Raw genomic sequence first — 22,218 nt, forward strand, 5'->3', positions numbered from 1 at the left:
CGTTAACTTCCATGAAAGACATAGATACACTCATCAGCAACAATGCACTATGGTCAAAAATGCTGGTGGAAGAGGACCCCGGATTTTTTGAGAAACTGGCGCAAGCGCAAAAACCGCGCTTTCTATGGATTGGATGTTCCGACAGCCGCGTTCCCGCAGAGCGTTTAACCGGGCTTGAACCGGGCGAATTGTTTGTTCACCGTAATGTGGCTAACCTGGTTATTCACACCGATCTGAACTGTCTCTCCGTGGTTCAGTATGCGGTTGATGTTCTGGAAGTTGAGCATATTATCATTTGCGGCCACTCCGGTTGCGGCGGTATCAAGGCTGCGGTAGAAAACCCTGAGTTGGGCTTGATTAATAACTGGCTGCTGCATATCCGCGACATCTGGCTTAAACATAGCTCGCTGTTGGGAAAAATGCCCGAAGAGCAACGTCTGGACGCGCTCTATGAATTGAACGTCATGGAGCAGGTCTATAACCTGGGACATTCCACCATTATGCAGTCAGCGTGGAAACGCGGGCAGAATGTGACCATTCACGGCTGGGCGTACAGTATCAATGATGGCCTGCTGCGCGATCTTGACGTCACCGCCACCAACAAAAAAACGCTGGAGAACGGCTATCATAAGGGTATCTCCGCCCTAAGTCTGAAATACATTCCCCACCAATAAGCCATTAGCTATAGGCCGGATAAGTCGCTTTAGCGACGCCATCCGGCATTTCTGCGCTTACTCGTCCAGCAGCACCACTTTACCAACATACGGTAGATGGCGATAACGCTGGGCGTAGTCAATACCGTACCCCACGACGAACTCATCAGGAATAGAGAAGCCGATAAACTCCACCGGGACATCCACTTCTCGACGAGACGGTTTATCCAGCAGCGTACAAATCGCCAGCGATTTCGGCTCGCGCAGGCCCAGGATTTCACGGACCTTCGACAGCGTATTACCGGAATCAATAATGTCTTCAACAATCAGCACGTCTTTACCGCGAATATCCTCATCCAGATCTTTGAGGATTTTCACGTCGCGGGTGGTGGACATGCCGCTACCATAGCTGGAGGCGGTCATAAAATCGACTTCATGAGGAACCTGGACTTCACGGCACAGGTCCGCCATAAACATAAATGAGCCACGCAACAGACCTACCAGCACCATTTCACTGCCGCTGTCTTTATAACGTTCGGTAATCTGACGACCCAGCTCGGCAATACGTGCTTTGATCTCCGCTTCGGGGATCATGACTTCAACAGTATGTTTCATATTTATAACCATATGATTTAAAAACAAATCACTCAATGCCGGTGACTAATAACGCCGCATTGACGCGCAAGGCACGCAGTATAACAGCAAACGTATTCATTCGCGGCATTTGATAAGAAAGCTCATTTTGTGATGACGATCACACATGTTAATTCCTATACTTAATTGCTACTAAAAAATTAACAATTTGGGATGGTGTCTTTTTATGGCAGAAAATAACGCACGATCGCCACGATTACTCGTGACGCTGACGGCCCTCTTTGCAGCACTTTGTGGGCTGTATCTTCTTATCGGAGGTGTCTGGCTGGTTGCTATTGGCGGTTCCTGGTACTACCCCATCGCGGGCCTCGTGATGCTGGTTGTGGCCGGATTGCTATGGCGCAGTAAACGTGCCGCGCTGTGGCTGTATGCCGCCCTGCTGCTGGCGACAATGATTTGGGGCGTGTGGGAAGTCGGGTTCGACTTCTGGGCGCTCACGCCGCGTAGCGATATCCTGGTGTTTTTCGGCATCTGGCTAATATTGCCGTTTGTCTGGCATCGGCTGGTGGTTCCTTCCAGCGGCGCAGTGGCGGCGCTGGTCGTGGCGCTGCTGATTAGCGGCGGCATTCTGACCTGGGCTGGCTTCAACGACCCGCAGGAGATCAACGGAACGCTTCGCGCCGACGCCACGCCCGTCGCAACAAGCTCGTCGATCGCCGACGAAGACTGGCCGGCCTATGGACGTAATCAGGAAGGCCAACGCTATTCGCCGCTGAAACAGATCACTGCGGATAACGTTCACCAACTGAAAGAAGCGTGGGTCTTCCGCACCGGCGATCTGAAACAACCCAACGATCCGGGCGAAATCACCAACGAAGTGACCCCGATTAAAGTCGGCGATACGCTTTATCTGTGTACGGCTCACCAGCGTCTGTTCGCGCTGGACGCCGCCAGCGGTAAAGAGAAGTGGCATTTTGATCCCCAGTTGAAGACCGATTCATCTTTCCAGCATGTGACCTGCCGCGGCGTCTCTTATCATGAGGCCAAAGCGGATACCGCCTCGCCGGAGGTCATCGCCGACTGTCCGCGCCGCATTATCCTTCCGGTCAATGACGGTCGCCTTTTCGCGGTGAATGCCGAAACCGGCAAGCTGTGTGAAACCTTCGCCAACAAAGGCGTCCTGAATCTGCAAACCAATATGCCGGACACCACGCCGGGACTGTATGAACCGACGTCGCCGCCGATTATCACCGATAAAACGATTGTCATTGCCGGTTCGGTCACGGATAACTTCTCTACCCGCGAAACGTCCGGCGTTATCCGTGGTTTTGATGTTAATACCGGTAAACTACTGTGGGCCTTCGATCCGGGGGCGAAAGATCCGAACGCGATTCCAGCCGATGAGCACGCTTTTACCTTTAACTCGCCGAACTCCTGGGCACCTGCCGCCTATGATGCGAAACTGGATCTGGTCTATCTGCCGATGGGCGTGACCACGCCGGATATCTGGGGCGGTAACCGCACGCCGGAGCAGGAACGTTATGCCAGCGCCATCCTGGCGCTGAATGCCACCACCGGGAAACTGGCCTGGAGTTATCAGACCGTCCATCACGATCTGTGGGATATGGACCTGCCGGCACAGCCGACGCTGGCGGATATTACCGTTGACGGTACCACCGTTCCGGTTATCTATGCGCCAGCGAAAACCGGTAATATCTTTGTGCTCGACAGACGTAATGGCGAGCTGGTCGTGCCCGCCCCGGAAAAACCGGTCCCACAGGGCGCGGCAAAAGGCGATTACGTCGCCAAAACTCAGCCGTTCTCTGATTTAACCTTCCGCCCGAAAAAAGATCTCTCCGGCGCGGATATGTGGGGCGCGACCATGTTCGACCAACTGGTGTGCCGCGTTATGTTCCACCAGTTGCGCTATGAAGGTATCTTCACCCCGCCGTCAGAGCAGGGGACATTGGTATTCCCTGGCAACCTGGGAATGTTTGAATGGGGCGGTATTTCCGTCGATCCAGACCGTCAGGTCGCTATCGCTAACCCAATGGCGCTGCCGTTTGTCTCCAGACTTATTCCCCGCGGGCCTGGCAATCCAATGGAACCGCCGAAAGACGCAAAAGGGACCGGTACAGAAGCAGGTATTCAGCCACAGTACGGCGTACCATTCGGCGTCACGCTGAATCCGTTCCTTTCGCCGTTTGGCCTGCCGTGTAAACAACCGGCCTGGGGCTATATTTCCGCGTTGGATCTGAAGACCAATGAAATCGTGTGGAAGAAACGTATAGGGACGCCGCGCGACAGTATGCCGTTCCCGATGCCGGTTCCGGTGCCGTTCAACATGGGGATGCCCATGCTCGGCGGGCCAATCTCAACCGCCGGTAACGTGCTGTTTATCGCCGCGACCGCCGACAACTACCTGCGCGCTTATAACATGAGCAACGGGGAAAAACTGTGGCAGGGACGTTTACCCGCCGGAGGCCAGGCAACGCCGATGACCTATGAGGTAAACGGTAAGCAGTACGTGGTCGTTTCTGCCGGAGGCCACGGTTCGTTTGGTACGAAGATGGGCGACTATATCGTGGCCTATGCTTTGCCTGACGACGCGAAATAACCATTAATGCCCGGCATATGCCGGGCATTGTGCCGGGTGGCAGCTTCGCCTTACCCGGCCTGCGTCGGAGACAGCGATTAGACCGTAAATCCTAACATCATCCCCGTATCTTCATGTTCTAACAGATGACAGTGCGCCATATAGGCATGTTCCTTCGGCGCGTCGTGATCGAACTTGACCAGCACTTCGCTGATACCGCCCTCAACGCGTACCGTATCCTTCCAGCCCGTTCTGTGCGCCGCTGGCGCTTTGCCGTTCTCTGACAGAATACGGAACTGCGTGCCGTGAATATGGAAAGGATGCAGCATCATGTCGCCCACGCCGGAAATCACCCAACGTTCATGTCGGCCTTTTTGCGCCGCGAACATCGGTTTGTTCATATCGAAGACCTGGCCGTTGATAAAGTTAGCGTTATGGAAGTCGAATTTTCCGCCATGATTCATATTGCCCATCGCGCCATGATTCATCCCGCTGTGATCCATATTGCCATGATCCATCTCGCCATGCCCCATATTGCCGCCCTGCATATGCGCGTTCATGCTGTCATGATCCATGCCGCTCATCGCCTGAGCGCCATATTTCTTCATCAGCATTTGCATCCCCATCATATCAAGACGCGGGTCCATCGACAGTTTCAGGTTGCGCACCGTCAGCCCTTCCAGCAACGGCAACGCCGGCATCGTCGTCAACGTATCCGGCAACGTACCGGAGGCGGTAATCCGCAGCGGCTGGATACGCATCACCGGATGCGGTTTATCAAACGGAGCGATCGCCATTCCCATCTGGCTGACCGGCAGCGTCACCAGATCAAAGGCTTTCCCGTCGCTGATATCCACCAGCACTTCAAAACGCTCGCCCATTAATAACGGCAGTTCGGTGACTTTCACCGGCTCCGCCAGCAGGCCGCCGTCGCTGGCGATCACATAAAGCGGGCGATTATCGCTGGCGGCGATATTCAGCGAACGCGCATTACAGCCATTCAACAAGCGCAGACGTAGCCAGCCTTTCGGCGCGGAATGCTGCGGATAGATAGCGCCATTGGTCAGCAGCGTATCGCCAAACCAGCCGACGGCGGCGGTCATAATATCCAGTTGATAATCAATCTGGCCATCGGCGGAGAAGCGTTTGTCCTGAATGATCACCGGCACATCGTCGATGCCCCACTGTTTCGGCAGGCGCAATTTGCGAATCTCGTCATCTTCAATCAGCACCAGTCCGGCAAGGCCCATCGCCACCTGGTGCCCGGTTTTGCCGTGTTTGTGCGGATGAATCCAGCAGGTCGCGGCGCGTTGCTCCGGCGTAAACGTCACCGTGCGGGTTCCGCCTGCGGGAATAATCCCCTGCGGGCCGCCGTCGACGATGCCCGGAATCTCCAGACCATGCCAGTGAAGCGTCGTGTCTTCGGCCAGTTGGTTATGGATATCAACGGTCACGCTTTTTCCTTTGTGAAGCTGTACCGCTGGCCCCAGCAAATTACCGTTGTAGCCCCAGGTTGTCGCGTTCTTACCGGCGAATGTGGACTGTCCGGCTTTAACAATTAACTGCATACGGTTGCTCGCATCTGCCGTTAACAGGTCAGGAATAGGCAACGCGGGACGTTCGGCGGCAAAAGCGGCGCGGCTCCACAGCGGCAGCGCTGATGCAACCCCCAGCGCCACTGAATATTTTAAGAAATCACGGCGTAACATAATCATTTCCTTATAATGAACAGGCGGGTGTCTAAGCATAGACCCTGCCCTAACGGGAAGGTCAAGCCAGCAACACGTCTTTACCGTTCCTGACAGCAATACAACAAGAATGAAAACGCCGCGGCCAATTCTAATAATAAAAGTCGTCGCTACGTTCTCAGTATGCTAACGTTGACTTTCCCTGATGCCGTGGTAGAAGCAATGAAGACGTTTTTCAGACCCGTGTTGTTTGGCAGCCTGATGGCCTTATGCGCAAATAGCTATGCGCTTACTGAATCCGAAGCTGAAGATATGGCCGATTTAACGGCGGTTTTCGTTTTTCTGAAAAATGACTGTGGTTACCAAAATTTACCCAACAGTCAGATTCGCCGTGCGCTGGTCTTTTTTGCCCAGCAAAATCAGTGGGACCTGAGTAACTACGACACCTTCGATATGAAATCGTTGGGCGAAGACAGCTACCGCGATCTTAGCGGCATCGGTATTCCGGTCGCTAAAAAATGCAAAGCTCTGGCCCGCGATTCTCTGAGCCTGTTAGCCTACGTTAAATAATCCTCCGCGATCCTATTGCTGAAATAATGACCGTGCATCCACGGTCATTGTTAGCTATGATGTTGCGCCCTTTTTTTACGGGTGTTAACAATGGAGGTATCAGCCAATGGCCGAAAATACGATGTGGCATGAAACGCTACACGACCAGTTTGGTCAATACTTTGCCGTAGACAACGTTCTGTATCATGAAAAAACCGATCACCAGGATTTAATCATCTTTGAAAACGCCGCTTTTGGCCGCGTGATGGCGCTGGACGGCGTGGTACAGACCACCGAACGCGACGAGTTTATTTATCATGAAATGATGACCCACGTCCCGCTGCTGGCGCACGGTCATGCGAAACACGTTCTGATTATCGGCGGCGGCGACGGCGCAATGCTACGTGAAGTTACCCGGCATAAAAACGTCGAAACCATCACCATGGTGGAGATCGACGCTGGCGTAGTCTCGTTTTGCCGCCAGTATTTACCCAACCACAATGCCGGCAGCTACGACGATCCGCGCTTTACGCTGGTGATCGACGACGGCGTGAATTTCGTCAATCAGACCCATCAGACCTTTGATGTGATCATTTCCGACTGTACCGATCCGATAGGCCCCGGCGAAAGCCTGTTTACCTCCGCCTTTTATGAAGGCTGTAAGCGTTGCCTGAATCCGGGCGGCATTTTTGTCGCCCAGAACGGCGTGTGCTTCCTGCAACAGGATGAAGCGCTCGACAGCCACCGCAAGCTGAGTCATTACTTCAGCGATGTCGGCTTCTACCAGGCGGCGATTCCGACCTATTACGGCGGCATTATGACCTTCGCCTGGGCGACGGACAACGACGCTCTTCGTCACCTGTCGAGCGAAATTATTCAGGCGCGTTTTCATGTCGCCGGCCTCAAATGTCGCTATTACAACCCGGCTATTCATGCCGCTGCATTTGCGCTACCGCAATATCTACATGACGCACTGTCCGCACAGTGACGTTAAGGAGGTGATAAAAATTGAAAAAGCTGAAACTGCATGGCTTTAACAATCTGACGAAAAGCCTGAGTTTTTGTATTTACGATATCTGCTACGCCAAAACCGCAGAAGAGCGCGATGGCTATATCGCCTATATCGATGAACTCTATAACGCCAACCGACTGACCGAGATCCTGTCGGAGACCTGCTCCATTATCGGCGCGAACATCCTGAACATCGCCCGTCAGGATTATGAACCGCAGGGCGCCAGCGTCACGATTCTGGTGAGCGAAGAGCCGATCGACCCGAAACTTATCGACCAAACCGAACATCCCGGCCCGCTGCCGGAAACCGTGGTGGCGCACCTCGATAAGAGCCATATCTGTGTGCATACCTATCCGGAAAGCCATCCGGAAGGCGGGCTTTGCACCTTTCGCGCCGACATCGAAGTGTCAACCTGCGGCGTGATTTCACCGCTAAAAGCGCTCAATTACCTGATCCACCAGCTAGAGTCCGATATTGTCACCATCGATTACCGCGTGCGCGGCTTTACGCGCGACGTCAACGGTATGAAGCACTTTATCGATCATGAGATTAATTCTATTCAGAATTTTATGTCGGAAGATATGAAATCGCTGTATGACATGGTGGATGTAAACGTGTATCAGGAAAATATTTTCCATACCAAGATGCTGCTTAAAGAGTTCGATCTTAAGCACTACATGTTTCACACCAAACCGGAAGATCTCACTGAAACCGAACGCCAGGAGATCACCGCCGCGTTGTGGAAAGAGATGCGCGAGATTTACTACGGCCGCAATATTTCTGCGGTCTGATTCACCACTGGCAGCGCCTGACGGCGCTGTCACTCCGGCTGCACCAGCGTTAGCGCAAAAGCGCGCCCTTTCAGTTCAACCTGCGCTGACGGCGGCAGATTGACGTCGGTAATCACATCATTAAAGCGCTCAAGCGGCACCACATTAAAGAGCGAATGCGCGCCATACTTACTGCTGTCCGCCAGCAACACTTTGCGCTGCGCATTAGCAATAATCTCCTGTTTAAGCCCGGCCTTATCTTCCGTTGGGGTCGTCACGCCCGTTTTTACCCCCCATGAATTACAGCTCATAAACGCGATGTTCGGATACACGCTGCGCAACAGCTTACGCCCATGCTCACCGATACAGGACTGACTGCTGTCATCAATACGACCGCCGACAATCGTCACTTCAATTTGCCGGAACTCAGCTAAAAACAGCGCAATATGCAGATCGACGGTGATGACCCGCAGCGGAAGATGGGTTAAGCATTTCGCCAGCTCCATCATTGTCGTACCGGCATCCAGCACGACGGCATCGCCAGCATTGACCAGCGATGCGGCAACGCGTGCGATCGCCCGTTTTTCAGCGGGCGATCGCAGTTGTTTTTCATTGGTGGTGGGCGGGGCGGGTTCAAAACGCCGCAGCGCCACGCCGCCATGACTACGGCTGATCACGCCCTGCTCATCCAGCTTGATCAAATCGCGACGGATAGTGGCTGGCGATGCGTCAACCGCCTCAACCAGCTGTTCTACCGTAACCAGCGTATGGTTTTTCAGATACGCCACAATGAGATCCAGACGGTGTTGTCCTTTCATAACAGGGAATTATGCCAGTTGCATTGCCAGTTTGATCGATACGGCCATGCTCTCAGATTTTGCTTTTCCCGTCCAGGCGATATCAAATGCGGTGCCATGATCGGCAGAGGTCCGAATAAACGGCAGCCCCGCGGTGATATTCACGCCATCATAAAAGCCAAGCAATTTCAACGGGATATGCCCCTGATCATGATACATCGCCACCACCATATCATACTGCCCCTCATAAGCCTGGAGAAATACAGTATCCGGCGGGCACGGCCCATAAACGTCCATACCTTTTGCGCGGGCATCGGTAATGGCTGGCGTCAGGATACGCGTTTCTTCATCGCCAAACAGGCCATTCTCGCCCGCATGAGGATTCACGCCTGCCACGGCGATACGCGGTTTAACGTAACCCACACGCTTGAGGAAAGTATCAGCAATACCAATCACCGTGTCGACACGCGCGGTACTTAACGTATCAAGGAATTTACGCAGCGCGATATGCGTTGAAACGTGAATTACTTTTAGTTTATCGGTGTAAAGTACCATCGCGTAATCGCGGCTATGGGTCAGGGTCGCGAGCAGCTCGGTATGGCCCGGATAGTTGTGCCCCGCCAGGTGCAGCGCCTCTTTATTCAGCGGCGCGGTAGCGATAGCCTGTACGTCGCCCCGTAACGCTAACTCGGTGGCGCGCTTCACGCAGCGATACGCTAAATCCCCCGCCTGCGCCTGAACTTTCCCGGCCTCCAGCGCCTCCGGCTGCGCCAGCGGCTCATCAATCACATGAATGATGCCGGGCGCAAAACGCGCTTCGGCGACCCGTTCAATGGCCCGTAACTCGACGTTCGGCGTGATGCCCTTCGCCTGTAAACGTTTCAACGTTGCGAGGCATCCAATAACCACCAGCGGCGCGCCGTTGAGACCGTCTTCGCTTAGCGCTTTAACAATAATTTCCGGCCCAATGCCCGCTGGATCGCCCATGGTAATGGCAACGGTTTTAGTCTCCACAATACATCTCCTCAATATAATAAAGCGCGTCACACAACGTACTGTCTGAACCGAATCCACCCGCTTTGGTAATGACCGGCAGATCGTCAATTTCGCTGTTTACAAACGTTCCACAGGGAATACAGGGCGCCACCTCGCTCTGAATGCGATAACCTTCAGCGCCAAGCGCGCCGGCGACGGCGGTAGCGATATCGCCGCCGGTCAGAAACAGCCCACCAATCCGCGCCTGCTCGATAATGTTTAACGTGACGACGCCAAGCCGCTGGCTCAGTCGCTCGCCCAATTGCTGACGGCTCATCGCGGATTTTTCGCACAGCGCGTCGATTAACTGTCGATCTTCTGCGCGACGGCTGGTGCGTAAAATCGTATGTCGATGCTGACTTAACAGCGCGCAGGCCTGCTCTACGACAGACGCGATTTCCTGTTCCGCGCTATCCGACACCATGCGCGCGGCATCGATATCCACGACCTCCGCACGTCCCCGGCACAGCGCATTATCCACCTGACGTCGCGTGGCTTCGCTCATCGAACCGGCCACCACCAGCACCGGCAGCCGCTGCCGGTCTTGCATAAAAAGTTCAACCGGCAACGCATTCGCCAGACCAGCTGCGCCGACGAGCAGCGGCATCGACGGTTGTTCGCACGCCGCTTGCGCAATCAACGTCAGGTCCCGCTCTTCTACCGCATCCACGACGATAATCCCTTCGCCCTCAGCCGCATAAGCCGTAAGTAAGGCGCTTAACCCACCGCGTCGAACATCCTGCAAAAAGACTTCATACACAGGGATCTCACTTTGCAACGCCACTATCTCGGCAATACGGGAAGAGACAATGGGCGTTTTCGGATCGCTGGCAAATTCGGTTTCCAGTAGCGGGACGCCATTAACCAGACATTTTCCTTCAAGCGTCGTGCGTCCGGCCGCAGGGATCGCCGCGGCGATAACGGCCAGTTTTCGCTGACTGGCGCGCATGGCCGCCGTCACTTCGGCACCGATATTACCGCGAAATGTGGAGTCGATTTTTTTGTACACCAGCGGCGCTGGCGATGTCTCACACCACGGGGAAAGCGCGGCATAAACGGCAGATGCCGCCTGATCTGCGGGCATCGCCCGGCTTTCGGTGTTAATGACTAACACATCGGCGCGGCGGGACGGTTTTTGCGACGCGCTCAACATGACTTCCGTTCTCGCCCCCTTCTTCGCCAACTGGACGCCGGTATCATTCGATCCGGTAAAATCATCGGCGATAACCATCATTTTCATGCGTTTTTCTCCAAAGAAGCCTGACGCGCCTGTTTTTTCGCAACCCAGGAGGTCAACACTGGCGTCAGGATTGCCGTGGTGATCACCGAGGCGGCAATCAGCGGAGCGGCAGCAGCGGCCACCTCGGCGAGCGAAGGGTCGGCCTGCGCAATAGCCAGCGGCGTCGCAACGGCATTACCCGCGGTGCTGGAGGCCGCCGCCCCGGCAATGCCAGTTCCGCCAACCAGACGATCTGCGCGGATATTAAAGAAACCGCCAACAAACGTTGTCAGCACGCCGAGCAGAATTCCGGCAAGTCCGCCTTGCAGTAACATTTCCAGGTTGATGCCCGCCCCCAGCGCAAAAGCAAAGAAAGGAATGAGCAGCGGGCCGCCTTTGGTCAAAAAATCGCGCATATGAGGATCAAGATTGCCGAGGATCATGCCGACAACCAGCGGAACCAGCACCGCCACCAGCGCCATAATGGGAATGTTCGCCATCCCTGCCGCGCCCAGCGCAATCATCGTAAAGAAAGGGCCATCATTAAGAGACAAAATAGAGATAGCGCCGACGTCGCGCTCATTGCCGAATTCGCCTACCAACGCAGCATAAAGTCCGCCATTCGAATTGCTCATCGCCGCGATAATCGCCACGCCGCTCAGGCCAAAAATACCCTCCGCGCCGAAAAGATGCTCCACGCCCAGGCCAATCCCGATGGCGACAAGCAACTTAGTGAGCGTAATCGTCCCGCCCTGCAATAACGCCTGGGGCGCGGCTTTCACACTGATACCGGCTCCCATACACAGCAGAAAAGCGCCAATCAGCGGTGCCGCGCCGTTTTTAAATAAGGCGGTGGTAAAACCGCCAATCTCAAGCGCCTGCGGGGCGAAGGTGTTAATGACTGCGCCAATAACGAGCGGTACGACCATCATGCCGCCGGGTACGCGCTCTATTGCTTTTTTGATGTTCATGGTCTTACCGCCTGTTGCTTGTTGTGATTGAATAAAATCATAACGATTATATTCAATCAAGTTAAGATCACAAACGCGTCAGATCACAGTTTTAAAATGATTAATAAAAATCAAAAAATCATTCTGCTATAAAAAAGCCGGGATACTCCCGGCTGGAATGTGTGGTGATTTCGTTTCCACTACCGCCCCAACTGTCCGTCGACTGGCATTGCGGGACAATAACGAAGAGAGAGTCAGGCTTTACTGACGAATTCCCGATACGCGGCGACGACCCGTAGAAAATCCTCCATGCCGCACAGGGATAAACTCTCTTCATCGTAATAACTCATCCCCTCTTCCATCTCATCGCCGGAAAAATCCAGCTGATTGGCGCGAATCATCACCTCTTCGCCGTCCATCCAGATCGTGTATTCATGCCCTGCTCGTTGCCAGGAGCGTTCGCTGCCTTTGACCATACGCGCGGCTTGTTCTACTTCATCCAGTAGCGAGAGGTTGTCTTTAACCTCTTCATTAAACCAGTGACCGACCACCTCGTGGCCCATCGACATTCGTACTTTTACCCCTCCGGTAACGTCGCGCAGAAATTCGTAATCCATAATTGTTTTCCTCTGCAAAGCCCTTACAGTCATTATCGCAGCAGCGGAGAAGAAAAAAAGCGGGAACAGCAGGCGGAATGAAAATAAAAACCCACCGCAGTTGCGATGGGTTTTGTAGGCCCGGTAAGCGTAGCCGCCACCGGGCAATAAGAAGCGTAGGCATGGTAAGCCTGACGCCGTCAGGCAAATTACACCGCAGTCTGGAAAATCACGCCATCTGCTTTCTCAGTGTACTGAGAGAGCTGGTCGAAGTTCAGGTAACGGTAGGTGTCCACCGCCGTCTTATCCACCTGCGCCACAAAGGTCTGGTACTCTTCCGGCGTTGGCAGTTTGCCGATAAGCGCCGCAACCGCCGCCAGCTCCGCAGAAGCCAGGAAGACGTTCGCCCCGGTACCTAAACGGTTCGGGAAGTTACGGGTAGAGGTAGAGACCACCGTCGCACCGTCTGCAACGCGCGCCTGGTTCCCCATACACAGGGAACAGCCAGGGATTTCGATGCGCGCACCGCTCTTACCGAACACGCTATAGTAGCCTTCTTCGGTCAATTGCGCGGCGTCCATACGGGTTGGCGGCGCTACCCACAGGCGGGTCGGCAACTGGCCTTTGTGATTATCCAGCAGCTTACCAGCGGCGCGGAAGTGGCCGATGTTGGTCATGCAGGAACCGATGAACACTTCGTCGATCTTCTCGCCCTGCACGTCAGACAGCAGACGCGCGTCGTCCGGATCGTTCGGCGCACACAGGATTGGCTCTTTGATATCCGCCAGATCGATGTCGATCACCGCCGCGTACTCTGCGTCGGCATCGGCTTCCAGCAGTTGCGGATCCGCCAGCCATTTTTCCATACCCTGAATACGGCGTTCCAGCGTACGACGGTCGCCGTAGCCTTCGGCAATCATCCACTTCAGCAGGACGATGTTGGAGGTCAGGTATTCAATGATAGGCTCTTTGTTCAGCTTGATGGTACAACCGGCAGCAGAACGCTCGGCGGACGCATCGGTCAGCTCAAACGCCTGCTCAACTTTCAGATCCGGCAGACCTTCGATTTCCAGGATGCGGCCAGAGAAGATGTTTTTCTTGCCTTTCTTCTCAACGGTCAGCAGGCCCTGTTTGATGGCGTACAGCGGAATGGCGTGGACCAGATCGCGCAGGGTGATGCCCGGCTGCATTTTGCCTTTAAAACGCACCAGCACGGATTCCGGCATATCCAGCGGCATCACGCCGGTCGCGGCGGCAAACGCCACCAGGCCTGAGCCCGCCGGGAAGGAGATACCAATCGGGAAACGGGTATGGGAGTCGCCGCCGGTCCCCACGGTGTCCGGCAGCAGCATACGGTTCAGCCAGGAGTGGATCACGCCGTCGCCCGGACGCAGAGAGACACCGCCGCGGTTCATAATGAAGTCCGGCAGCGTGTGGTGCGTGGTGACGTCAACCGGCTTCGGATAGGCTGCGGTGTGACAGAACGACTGCATGACCAGATCGGCGGAGAATCCCAGACAGGCCAAGTCTTTCAGCTCATCGCGGGTCATCGGGCCGGTAGTATCCTGAGAACCGACGGAGGTCATTTTCGGTTCGCAGTACGCGCCCGGACGGATACCTTTCACGCCGCAGGCGCGACCGACCATTTTCTGCGCCAGCGAGAAGCCACGGCTGCTTTCCGCCACGTCTTTTGCCTGACGGAATACATCAGAGTGCGGCAGCCCCAGCGCTTCACGCGCTTTGGTGGTCAGGCCACGGCCGATAATCAGCGGAATACGACCACCGGCACGCACTTCGTCAATCAGCACGTCGGTTTTCAGTTCGAAGGTTGCCAGTAGCTCGCCGGTTTCATGATTGCGTACTTCGCCTTTGTACGGGTAGACGTCAATCACATCGCCCATATTCAGGTTAGAAACGTCAACTTCAATCGGCAGCGCGCCCGCATCTTCCATGGTGTTAAAGAAGATAGGCGCAATTTTGCCGCCAAGGCACAAACCGCCGCCGCGCTTATTCGGCACGTTCGGGATGTCATCGCCCATGAACCACAGCACGGAGTTGGTCGCGGATTTACGGGAAGAACCGGTGCCCACCACGTCACCCACGTAAGCCAGCGGGTAGCCTTTTTTCTGCAATGCTTCGATTTGTTTGATGGGGCCGACAACGCCTGGCTGATCCGGCTCAATGCCTTCACGGGCGTTTTTTAACATCGCCTGCGCATGTAACGGAATATCCGGTCTCGACCACGCATCCGGCGCCGGAGAGAGATCGTCGGTATTCGTTTCGCCGGTCACTTTGAAAACGGTGACGGTGATTTTTTCCGCCAGCGGCGGACGGCTCAGGAACCATTCGGCGTCGGCCCAGGATTGCATCACCTGTTTGGCATATTCATTGCCCGCTTTGGCTTTCTCTTCTACGTCGTAGAAGTTATCGAACATCAGCAGAGTGTGGGACAGCGCTTTGGCAGCAATCGGCGCCAGTTTCGCATCGTCCAGCGCATCAATCAGCGGATGAATGTTGTAACCACCCTGCATGGTGCCCAGCAGTTCAATGGCTTTTTCTGGGGAGACCAGCGGGGAGGTGGTGTCGCCTTTCGCGACAGCAGCGAGAAAACCGGCTTTAACATAAGCGGCTTCATCTACGCCAGGAGGAACGCGGTTGATCAACAGGTCTAACAGGAATTCTTCTTCGCCCACAGGCGGGGTCTTCAGCAGCTCGACAAGCGCAGCCATTTGGGTTGCGTCTAAAGGTTTCGGCACAATCCCCTGGGCAGCACGCTCAGCTACGTGCTTACGGTATTCTTCTAGCACGACGATATCTCCTCGCTCTCATTGTCATAATGCGGCGCTTTTGTTGATGGGCGATTCTCTTCACGCTCCTGTGAGACAGTAGTTAGTAGGGTAAATGCCCGGTACCGCATAAGGCACAATAACAGGATTTTCTTTAAGTGTTAATCTGTTTACAAAAAAGCAACATAAAAAAGTGGCTGAATCGTTAAGGATGGTCTAATGCTCTACTGAGACGGGAGCTGCAGCCATAAATGCTTACCTCATTTCGTGCTTTGATCGTCACGTAACGTTACCGATCCCAACATTAGCTAAAAATTAAACTATCGTCCCTTTATACTCACGCCAAACTGCACCCCGTCGGCGGCAGGCATAATGACCATAGCGATTCTCTGGAATCGGGAGAGATAAAATGACGTTGCCCTTTAAACCCCATCTCATTGCCCTTGTGTGCAGTGCCGGGTTATTTGCCGCTTCGGGCGTACTGTATGTTAAAAGCCGCGCTCCCGAAGCGCCCGCGCAGGCGGCGGCTCCCGTCCCTGAGCAAACGCAGACCGCTGTGCCCGCGCCTGTCGCGAAAACGACCTTTACCACTGTGCAAATCGATCAATGGGTCGCGCCTGTCGCGCTTTATCCCGATGCCCTGCTTTCGCAGGTGCTCATGGCCTCCACCTACCCGGCGAACGTGGTTCAGGCCGTCCAGTGGTCGCGAGATAACCCCACGCTGCAGGGCGATGCCGCTATTCAGGCGGTGGCCAGCCAACCGTGGGACCCCAGCGTCAAATCGCTGGTCGCCTTTCCCCAGTTGATGGCGCTTATGGGCGAGAATCCGCAATGGGTGCAAAACCTGGGCGATGCGTTCTTAGCCCAGCCACAGGATGTGATGGATGCGGTGCAAAGGTTGCGTCTGCTCGCTCAACAAACCGGTTCGCTAAAATCAACGCCGCAGCAAATCGTCACCAGCGTGCCGAAGTCCAGCGCTTCTACCGCCGTCACGACGACAACCACCACCACATCCGCCACTACGCCAGCGACACCGTCGACCGTTATCAAAATTGAACCCGCGAATCCGCAGGTGGTGTACGTGCCGAACTATAACCCCGCGACGGTGTATGGCGCCTGGCCCAATACCGCTTATCCGCCGGTGTATTTACCGCCCCCTCCGGGACAGCAGTTTGCCGACAGTTTTGTTAAAGGTTTTGGTTATAGTCTGGGCGTCGCCACCACCTATGCGTTGTTCAGTAGCATAGACTGGGATGACGACGATCATCACCACCATGACGACGACCATCATCATGATGATGATTACCATCATGGTGGTAACGGTTATCAACATAATGGCGATAATATCAACATCAATGTCAATAATTTCAACCGGATATCCGGGCAAAACCTGCCGGGCCAAACGATGGGCTGGCAGCATAATCCCGCCTGGCGCAATGGCGTCCTCTATCCGAATAATACCGTTGCGCAACGGTTCCATCCCACCAATGTTAGCGGCGGGTTAAGCGCAACGCAGCAAGCGCCAGTGTCTCGCGACAGTCAGCGCCAGGCGGCCATGACGCAATTCCAACAGCGCAGCCATACGGCGAACGCTTCTTTGCCAGCGCCAGGCACCCGCGACGCCCAGCGTAAGGCGGCCTCACAACAATTAAATCAGATAGCCCAGCGTAATAATTACCGTGGCTATGACGGAACACAAAACAGCAGTCGTCGCGAGGCGGCGCAGCAGACACTGAATAAATCCACCACGCAGCAGCATCGTTCCGAGCTGAAGGCTAAAGCCCAGCAGCACCCTGTTTCACAACAGCAGAGAGACACCGCCCGCCAGCGTATTGAATCCTCTACGCCGCAGCAGCGTCAGGCATTTCGCCAGAATATGCACGCCAATGTGTTTAGCGGGAACGACAGTCGATCGCCGTCATGGCAATCGCAACAGCTACGCGGCCTGGAAAGCCGTCGCGGCAGTCACTTAAACACCGAGCAACGCGCCGCCGCGCGGGAACATTTTTCTGAACATCATGAATTTCATCGCCGTTAACCGGAGCAGATAATGAAAAAGGTTATGTTAAGCGCTCTGTTACTGTCGTTACCCTTGCTGGGCTACGCACAGGAACGGTTCCCCTCCCCGGAAGCGGCCGCCAGCGCCTTCGCCGCGGCGGTAGCCGGAAAAAACGAAACGCAGCTTACCGCGCTACTGGGCGATGACTGGCGGCAATTTCTGCCGCCGGAAGGCGCCGATCCAGAGGCCGTGGCCCGCTTCAATCGTGACTGGCGCGAAGGCCATCGCATTGTACAAAAAGACAATACGGCGCACCTGAATGTCGGACGAGAAGACTGGCAGCTCCCGGTGCCCTTGGTGAAAGAGACTGGCGGCTGGCGCTTTGATATGGCGGCAGCCGGGAATGAGATCCTCACCCGTACTATTGGGCGAAATGAACTTTCTACCTTACAGGCCATGCATGCTTACGTTGATGCGCAGCAGGACTATTACTTACAAAACCATCGCTGGGCGCACAGGATAATCAGTAGCGAAGGCCAAAAAGATGGCCTGTACTGGCCAACCAAAGCAGGCGACGTCCCCAGTCCATTAGGCCCAAACTTTAGCCCCGCCGCGCCAGAAGAGGGCTATCACGGCTACCATTTCCGTATTATCAGCGATAACGACGGTCACGGCGCGGCGCTTCTGGCCTGGCCGATGCATTACGGCGAAACCGGGGTGATGAGTTTTATGGTCAACCAGGACGATCGTATTTATCAGGCGGATTTAGGCAAGGAGACGGAGAGTAAAGTTCAGGCTATCACGCGTTTTGCGCCAGACGCGCAGTGGCAGGTCGCCGAATAACCCGTAAGCGCCTGGCGTTATCGCCAGGCCATGATCATTAGCCCTGATGCGGCATTAATTCCGGGTGGCCTTGTACCGGCGGCTTGTTGCTGGTCAGCGCGGCTTCATCAGCCTGAATGCTGCCGGAATTGGCCGCCCATACGCCTTCATGCGTGTGGGTGATCTGCTGATGCTGCGCATTCAAATCCTCGCCCATTGCCGCAATATGCGTACTTTCCGTACCGCCGCTGTTAGTCGCCCAAGGGATGACGGGATCGCTGGCAAATGCCATGCCGGAAATCAACGTCGCAGTTAGCGCTGCTGTTGTCAGAAAAAGTTTCATATATCAAACCTCATAATTAGCTCGCTATTATTTTATAGCGTTACTAATTTCAGGGTGATGACAAAGTAAGGAGAGGTATTTCTTATGAAACAATTAGTTGGTCGAGAATGACAGACAAAGGCACTACCGACGGCATAAGCTTTGAAAAACGTACTGCTGCGGAAAAGATAAATTTTGCGGTTTCGTTATCCTTCGCCATCATTTGACACATTTGATTTGCCATGCATAAAAAAAGCGGCCGTAAAGCCGCTTTTCTGTACCGGGTAGCGCATTGCCACCTACAGAAGATTATTTCTTCTTCGCTTTCGGGTTCGGCAGGTCAGTAATGCTACCTTCGAAAATTTCCGCCGCCAGGCCCACGGACTCATGCAAAGTCGGGTGCGCATGAATGGTCAGCGCGATGTCTTCCGCGTCACAGCCCATTTCGATCGCCAGACCGATTTCACCCAGCAGCTCGCCGCCGTTGGTGCCGACAATCGCCCCGCCGATCACGCGGTGAGATTCTTTGTCGAAAATCAGTTTGGTCATACCGTCTGCGCAGTCAGAAGCGATAGCGCGGCCAGAAGCTGCCCACGGGAAGGTGGCGGTTTCATAGCTGATGCCTTTTTCTTTCGCTTCTTTCTCGGTCAGGCCAACCCATGCCACTTCTGGCTCGGTGTACGCGATAGACGGGATAACTTTCGGATCGAAGTAGTGTTTCTTCCCGGCGATAACTTCAGCGGCAACGTGACCTTCGTGAACGCCTTTGTGCGCCAGCATCGGCTGACCGACGATATCGCCGATAGCAAAGATGTGCGGCACGTTGGTGCGCAGCTGTTTGTCGACGCGGATAAAGCCACGGTCGTCAACTTCCACGCCAGCTTTGCCTGCGTCGAGGTTTTTACCGTTCGGCACACGACCAATCGCCACCAGAACCGCATCATAACGCTGCGCTTCAGCCGGGGCTTTTTTGCCTTCCATCGAAACGTAGATACCGTCTTCTTTCGCTTCAACGGCAGTCACTTTGGTTTCCAGCATCAGGTTGAATTTCTTGCCGATGCGCTTGGTGAAGACTTTAACGATGTCTTTATCAGCCGCCGGGATAACCTGGTCGAACATTTCAACCACGTCAATCTCTGAACCCAGCGCGTGGTATACGGTGCCCATTTCCAGACCGATGATACCGCCGCCCATGACCAGCATACGCTTCGGCACTTCTTTCAGTTCCAGAGCGTCGGTAGAATCCCATACGCGCGGGTCTTCATGCGGAATAAACGGTAATTGGATCGGACGAGAACCTGCCGCGATGATCGCGTTGTCGAAGTTGATCACGGTTTTGCCGTTTTCGCCTTCAACTTCCAGGGTGTTCGCCCCGGTGAATTTACCCAGACCGTTGACCACTTTCACTTTACGGCCTTTGGCCATACCCGCCAGACCGCCGGTCAGCTGCGTGATCACTTTCTCTTTCCAGGTACGAATCTTGTCGATATCGGTTTTCGGCTCACCGAAAACGATACCGTGTTCAGCCAGCGCTTTGGCTTCTTCGATAACTTTTGCTACGTGCAGCAGCGCTTTAGAAGGGATACAGCCGACGTTCAGACAAACACCGCCAAGAGTGCTGTAGCGTTCTACAATTACGGTTTCCAGACCTAAATCAGCGCAACGGAAAGCGGCAGAATAGCCTGCCGGGCCCGCCCCAAGTACCACGACCTGAGTTTTGATTTCAGTACTCATCATGACCTCTTTATTTGTATCCGGCGGTCCGGGGTACTTGATCGCCCATCATCCACCGGGTCGTTCTATCCGCCCGTATCTTACAAAATTGTTAACAATTTTGAAACAACAAACGGATCACGAATTATCGCTTTCGCTAATAACCTCACAAAACACATGAGATTATCAAAAAAAAACCGGCCGTCGGGCCGGCTTTTTCGCTTACATCACCAGACGGCGAATGTCAGACAACATATTGTTGATAATGGTAATGAAACGCGCCCCATCAGCACCATCGATCACACGGTGGTCGAAGGAAAGAGAGATAGGCATCATCAGACGCGGCACAAACTCTTTCCCATTCCACACCGGTTCCATCGCCGACTTAGAAACGCCGAGGATAGCCACTTCCGGCGCGTTAACAATCGGTGCGAAGTGGGTAGTTCCCAGGCCGCCGATGCTGGAGATAGTGAAGCAACCACCCTGCATTTCGCCAGCGGTCAGCTTACCATCACGCGCTTTTTTGGAGATGGTGGTCAGTTCGCGAGACAGCTCGGTCACGCTCTTCTTATTCACGTCTTTAAAGACCGGAACCACCAGGCCATTCGGGGTATCAACCGCCACGCCGATGTTGATGTATTTTTTCAGGGTCAGACGCTGACCGTCTTCGGACAGAGAGCTGTTGAAGCGCGGCATTTGTTCCAGAGCAGCGGCAACCGCTTTCATGATGAAGACCACCGGCGTGTATTTCACATCCAGTTTGCGCTTCTCAGCTTCGGCGTTCTGCTGTTTACGGAACGCTTCCAGATCGGTGATATCGGTTTTGTCGAAGTGCGTAACGTGCGGGATCATCACCCAGTTACGGCTCAGGTTCGCACCAGAGATTTTCTGGATACGGCCCAGTTCCACTTCTTCGATTTCACCAAACTTGCTGAAGTCCACTTTCGGCCAGGGCAGCATACCCGGGATACCACCACCTGCTGCTGCAGCCGGAGCCGCTTCAGCACGCTTGATAGCGTCTTTCACGTAAGCCTGAACGTCTTCACGCAGGATACGACCTTTACGACCGGTGCCTTTCACTTTCGCCAGGTTCACACCGAATTCGCGCGCCAGGCGACGAATCAGCGGGGTAGCGTGAACGTACGCGTCGTTTTCAGCGAACTCAGATTTACCTTCCGCTTTGGCAGCCGGGGCAGCAGGCTTCTCAGCTTTCGCCGCCGGAGTCGGTGCCGCCGCTTCCTGTTTAGCCGAAGCGGCCGCAGGCGCTGCGCCTTCGACTTCGAAGACCATAATCAGAGAACCGGTTTTCACTTTATCGCCGGTGCTGATTTTGATTTCTTTCACGGTGCCCGCGAACGGCGCAGGCACTTCCATGGAGGCTTTGTCGCCTTCCACGGTGATCAGCGACTGTTCAGCGTCTACTTTATCGCCGACTTTGACCATCACTTCGGTGACTTCAACTTCGTCGCCGCCGATATCCGGTACGTTAACGTCTTTCGCGCCCGTCGCTGCTGCTGGAGCAGCCGCAGCCGGAGCGGCTTCCGCTTTCGCTGGTGCTGCTGCGCCTGCTTCACCCGCCACTTCGAAGACCATAATCAGAGAGCCGGTAGACACTTTGTCGCCGGTGTTCACTTTGATCTCTTTCACGGTACCCGCGAACGGCGCCGGCACTTCCATAGAGGCCTTGTCGCCTTCTACGGTGATCAGCGACTGTTCAGCTTCAACCGTGTCGCCCACTTTCACCATCACTTCAGTCACTTCAACTTCGTCACTGCCGATATCCGGAACGTGAACGTCTTTCGCCGCTGCCGCAGCAGGTGCTGCTGCCGGAGCCGCTTCTTTCTTCTCTTCTGCCTTAGCAGGTGCAGCGTCAGCTACACCTTCGGCGGAATCGAAAATCATGATAAGTGCACCGGTCTCGGTTTTGTCGCCGACAGAGACTTTGATCTCTTTCACGACGCCAGCCTGCGGAGACGGGACTTCCATAGAGGCTTTGTCGCCTTCTACGGTGATCAGCGACTGTTCAGCTTCCACTTTGTCGCCCACTTTGACCAGAATCTCGGTGATTTCAACTTCATCTGCCCCGATGTCCGGTACTTTGATTTCGATAGCCATTA

The 22,218-nt window shown here is 54.7% G+C and carries 18 protein-coding genes; 7 read left to right on the top strand and 11 right to left on the bottom strand.

All coding sequences use genetic code 11. The annotated features are described in order from the left end of the window. The first annotated feature begins 11 nt into the window (after positions 1-11). The gene (gene can, locus ACLD4K_RS09940) at positions 12-674 is read left to right on the top strand and encodes a carbonate dehydratase (RefSeq protein WP_000651590.1); all 663 of its coding nucleotides are present in this window, start codon (positions 12-14) and stop codon (positions 672-674) included. Positions 675-731: 57 nt separating this feature from the next. Here the strand turns inward: can and hpt are convergent, their stop codons facing one another. After that, the gene (gene hpt / locus ACLD4K_RS09945; RefSeq protein ID WP_000683341.1) at positions 732-1,268 is read right to left on the bottom strand and encodes a hypoxanthine phosphoribosyltransferase; all 537 of its coding nucleotides are present in this window, start codon (positions 1,266-1,268) and stop codon (positions 732-734) included. A 205-nt stretch (positions 1,269-1,473) separates the two neighbouring features. Here hpt and ACLD4K_RS09950 point away from each other — a divergent pair, with 205 nt between their 5' ends. Beyond that, the gene (locus tag ACLD4K_RS09950; protein ID WP_411011779.1) at positions 1,474-3,864 is read left to right on the top strand and encodes a glucose/quinate/shikimate family membrane-bound PQQ-dependent dehydrogenase; all 2,391 of its coding nucleotides are present in this window, start codon (positions 1,474-1,476) and stop codon (positions 3,862-3,864) included. A gap of 77 nt (positions 3,865-3,941) precedes the next feature. Here the strand turns inward: ACLD4K_RS09950 and cueO are convergent, their stop codons facing one another. Continuing rightward, positions 3,942-5,552: a multicopper oxidase CueO gene (cueO, locus tag ACLD4K_RS09955; RefSeq protein ID WP_411011780.1), complete on the bottom strand. Its 1,611-nt coding sequence runs from the start codon at positions 5,550-5,552 to the stop codon at positions 3,942-3,944. A gap of 201 nt (positions 5,553-5,753) precedes the next feature. Here cueO and ACLD4K_RS09960 point away from each other — a divergent pair, with 201 nt between their 5' ends. The 3 genes from ACLD4K_RS09960 (at position 5,754) to speD (ending at position 7,883) form a co-directional block, all read left to right on the top strand. Beyond that, positions 5,754-6,101, top strand: a complete 348-nt coding sequence (locus tag ACLD4K_RS09960; protein ID WP_000846613.1) for a YacC family pilotin-like protein — start codon at positions 5,754-5,756, stop codon at positions 6,099-6,101. 106 nt (positions 6,102-6,207) lie between these two features. Then, positions 6,208-7,068, top strand: coding sequence for a polyamine aminopropyltransferase (gene speE / locus ACLD4K_RS09965; RefSeq protein ID WP_411011781.1), 861 nt, complete (start codon positions 6,208-6,210; stop codon positions 7,066-7,068). 20 nt (positions 7,069-7,088) lie between these two features. Next, positions 7,089-7,883, top strand: a complete 795-nt coding sequence (gene speD, locus ACLD4K_RS09970; RefSeq protein WP_000734276.1) for an adenosylmethionine decarboxylase — start codon at positions 7,089-7,091, stop codon at positions 7,881-7,883. Positions 7,884-7,912: 29 nt separating this feature from the next. Here the strand turns inward: speD and ACLD4K_RS09975 are convergent, their stop codons facing one another. The 6 genes from ACLD4K_RS09975 to acnB all read right to left on the bottom strand — a co-directional run bounded on the left by ACLD4K_RS09975 (position 7,913) and on the right by acnB (position 15,266). Further along, positions 7,913-8,680, bottom strand: coding sequence for a DeoR/GlpR family DNA-binding transcription regulator (locus tag ACLD4K_RS09975; protein WP_119014997.1), 768 nt, complete (start codon positions 8,678-8,680; stop codon positions 7,913-7,915). A 9-nt stretch (positions 8,681-8,689) separates the two neighbouring features. Continuing rightward, positions 8,690-9,673 (bottom strand): D-threonate 4-phosphate dehydrogenase, encoded by a 984-nt coding sequence (locus ACLD4K_RS09980; protein ID WP_183060624.1) that lies wholly within the window; start codon positions 9,671-9,673, stop codon positions 8,690-8,692. After that, a complete protein-coding gene (dtnK, locus tag ACLD4K_RS09985; RefSeq protein ID WP_000783302.1) occupies positions 9,663-10,934 on the bottom strand; it encodes a D-threonate kinase in 1,272 nt (423 codons plus the stop codon). The genes ACLD4K_RS09980 and dtnK overlap by 11 nt, the downstream gene beginning before the upstream one ends. Further along, positions 10,931-11,884 carry a 2-keto-3-deoxygluconate permease 1 gene (locus ACLD4K_RS09990; protein ID WP_001022089.1) on the bottom strand — a complete coding sequence of 318 codons (954 nt, stop codon included), beginning with the start codon at positions 11,882-11,884 and terminating at the stop codon, positions 10,931-10,933. The genes dtnK and ACLD4K_RS09990 overlap by 4 nt, the downstream gene beginning before the upstream one ends. A 233-nt stretch (positions 11,885-12,117) precedes the next feature. After that, positions 12,118-12,480 (bottom strand): protein YacL, encoded by a 363-nt coding sequence (yacL, locus tag ACLD4K_RS09995; RefSeq protein WP_219560702.1) that lies wholly within the window; start codon positions 12,478-12,480, stop codon positions 12,118-12,120. Between the two features lie 188 nt (positions 12,481-12,668). Beyond that, complete coding sequence (gene acnB / locus ACLD4K_RS10000) at positions 12,669-15,266, bottom strand: bifunctional aconitate hydratase 2/2-methylisocitrate dehydratase (protein WP_000888956.1); 2,598 nt, start codon at positions 15,264-15,266, stop codon at positions 12,669-12,671. A gap of 388 nt (positions 15,267-15,654) precedes the next feature. On the opposite strand from acnB, the gene ACLD4K_RS10005 reads away from it, so the two are divergent. Beyond that, on the top strand, positions 15,655-17,283 hold the full coding sequence (locus tag ACLD4K_RS10005) for a DUF3300 domain-containing protein (protein ID WP_411011782.1): 1,629 nt from the start codon (positions 15,655-15,657) through the stop codon (positions 17,281-17,283). A 12-nt stretch (positions 17,284-17,295) separates the two neighbouring features. After that, the gene (locus tag ACLD4K_RS10010) at positions 17,296-18,087 is read left to right on the top strand and encodes a DUF2950 family protein (RefSeq protein ID WP_411011783.1); all 792 of its coding nucleotides are present in this window, start codon (positions 17,296-17,298) and stop codon (positions 18,085-18,087) included. 37 nt (positions 18,088-18,124) lie between these two features. Here the strand turns inward: ACLD4K_RS10010 and ACLD4K_RS10015 are convergent, their stop codons facing one another. The 3 genes from ACLD4K_RS10015 to aceF all read right to left on the bottom strand — a co-directional run bounded on the left by ACLD4K_RS10015 (position 18,125) and on the right by aceF (position 22,216). Next, positions 18,125-18,409 (bottom strand): outer membrane protein, encoded by a 285-nt coding sequence (locus ACLD4K_RS10015; RefSeq protein WP_000765363.1) that lies wholly within the window; start codon positions 18,407-18,409, stop codon positions 18,125-18,127. 288 nt (positions 18,410-18,697) lie between these two features. Further along, entirely contained in the window at positions 18,698-20,122 is a 1,425-nt protein-coding gene (lpdA, locus tag ACLD4K_RS10020; RefSeq protein ID WP_411011805.1) for a dihydrolipoyl dehydrogenase, read from the bottom strand. Between the two features lie 201 nt (positions 20,123-20,323). Next, positions 20,324-22,216: a pyruvate dehydrogenase complex dihydrolipoyllysine-residue acetyltransferase gene (gene aceF / locus ACLD4K_RS10025; RefSeq protein ID WP_411011784.1), complete on the bottom strand. Its 1,893-nt coding sequence runs from the start codon at positions 22,214-22,216 to the stop codon at positions 20,324-20,326. Between the last annotated feature and the right edge of the window lie 2 nt (positions 22,217-22,218).

It is taken from the genome of Salmonella sp. 741265055_HSA, assembly GCF_046569525.1.
GTDB classification, from domain to species: Bacteria; Pseudomonadota; Gammaproteobacteria; order Enterobacterales; family Enterobacteriaceae; genus Salmonella; species Salmonella enterica.